General features: G+C 56.7%; 2 protein-coding genes. Both read left to right on the top strand.

All coding sequences use genetic code 11. The features are described from left to right. Positions 1-179 precede the first annotated feature (179 nt). A complete protein-coding gene (locus tag BA066_07850) occupies positions 180-866 on the top strand; it encodes a DUF973 family protein (protein ID RDD52779.1) in 687 nt (228 codons plus the stop codon). Beyond that, positions 863-1778 (top strand): hypothetical protein (locus BA066_07855; protein RDD52780.1); only part of this gene is annotated, 916 nt, incomplete at its 3' end. The genes BA066_07850 and BA066_07855, both read left to right, overlap by 4 nt.

Genomic DNA, 1778 nt, shown 5'->3' on the forward strand with positions numbered 1-1778 from the left:
ATCATCAGCCGTTCTGGTGAGGGGCAATGCCGGAATGATGCCATATCCTCGATCCACAGCTTCTCTGCCCTCAGCGATGGATCATCAAACCCTTGAACCCATGCGATGTAAATCTGAACCGCTAGCATCCTCCTTGAGATCCCCATTAGGCTTATATCTGATCCCCCTGATGAGGGCGTATGCAGGCAGCTCAGCTGGAGCACCTTAGGATGGGGCTCTCAGACCTCAGGAAGGGTGCCCTATTCAACCTGATAGGCTACGCCATGCTTCTAGTGGCCATGATGGCGATGCTTTCCTTCCTCCCCATGATCCTCCAGCTCCCCAGCCTGGGCTACATCCCATACTCTGATATGATGCTCCCGAAGTTAGGGCTGACGGAGGTGCTGCTGATCCTCCTGCCTCTGCTCATAGCTTTGCTCATAGGCTTGATGGGCTTCTACTACTTCTTCAGGTCGACCGGTCACCTCAAGAGGTTCGACGCCCCTAGGCTCGGGATAGGGAGGACCGGCATGACCCTCCAGCTCATCGGATTGATTGCGATCATCGTGGGTCTGCCAGCTACCATATTCTCCATCGCCATAGCCCCATACGGATCATTCGCAATTTACGCGCTCTTCGGGATGCTTGGAATCGCGCTGGTGGCCGTCGCACTCCTCATAGTGGGGGACCTGCTCTTCGGCGTGATGCTCATCAGGATGGGGGAGGTTGAGGGGCTGGCCGAGTTCAAGACGGCGGGCATCATCTACGTGGTCGGTCCGATACTCACCCTGATACCTCTGATATCCTTCGTGGGATTGTTGCTCGATATAGTGGCCCAAATACTGATATACGTTTACTCCGGAAGGGGAATTGGTGCTCCCGCATGAGGAGGCGCTGGGGCATCATCTGGCTCATCCTGCTGCTGATGGCATCGCCCTGCTGCCAGGAGGCGGGAGCGGGTCAGGTGAAGAGGCTTCTGATATACTATGGCTACCCCAGCCTCTTCAACGGGAGCAGCGGCCTGGTGGAGGCCGTCAAGCTCTTCGACAAGTACGACATAGTGATCCTAGGCGGTGACCTTGCCGATCCTAACCACGAGGAGCACGAGGCCGCTAGGAGATTGATTAGGATGTCGAGGGCCGAGTTCTACGGCTATGTGGATGCTGCCCAGCCGATAGAGAAAGTTTGCTCCCTGATAAAGGCCTGGGCCGACATGGGAGTCAGCGGGATCATGCTGGACGACTTCGGCTTCGATTACCTCGAGCCGATGCTTGGAAGCAGAGGAGCGGCCAGGCTTCACCAGGCCAGAGCAATTGAGTGCGTCAGGAGACACGGTTTGAAGTTAGCAATGAACTTCTGGTCCCCGGAGGACGTGTTCGAGGATGTTGATGGAATCTCCCTGGATCTAAGGGGAGCATCTGTCCTCGTGGAGCACGCGATCTACGGTTTCGGGGAGAAAACGGAGGAGTACGTGGAACACTTCCACTCGATGCTGGGCTACGCCAGGAGAGCTGGTGTGGGGCTCTGGTGCCTCACATCCACATCCGCCAACAGCTCGCACATGAACAGGCTAATCGGATACGATGCCCTGACGATCCTTCACCCGAACTGCGATGCCTACGCGATACAGGAGGACTACGCCGAGGATAGCAACGTCTTCTACGCCTTCTCCCAGGAGAGGCAGTCGATCCCCTACATAAGGGGAGCCAACCTGGTCCTCTGGGGGAAGCTGAACCTCAGCTGGTACCTGTCCACCCTGAGGAGGCTCAGGGAAATCGGATTCGATCACCTGATGCTCA

It is taken from the genome of Candidatus Korarchaeota archaeon NZ13-K, from assembly GCA_003344655.1.
Lineage (GTDB): Archaea > Korarchaeota > Korarchaeia > Korarchaeales > Korarchaeaceae > Korarchaeum.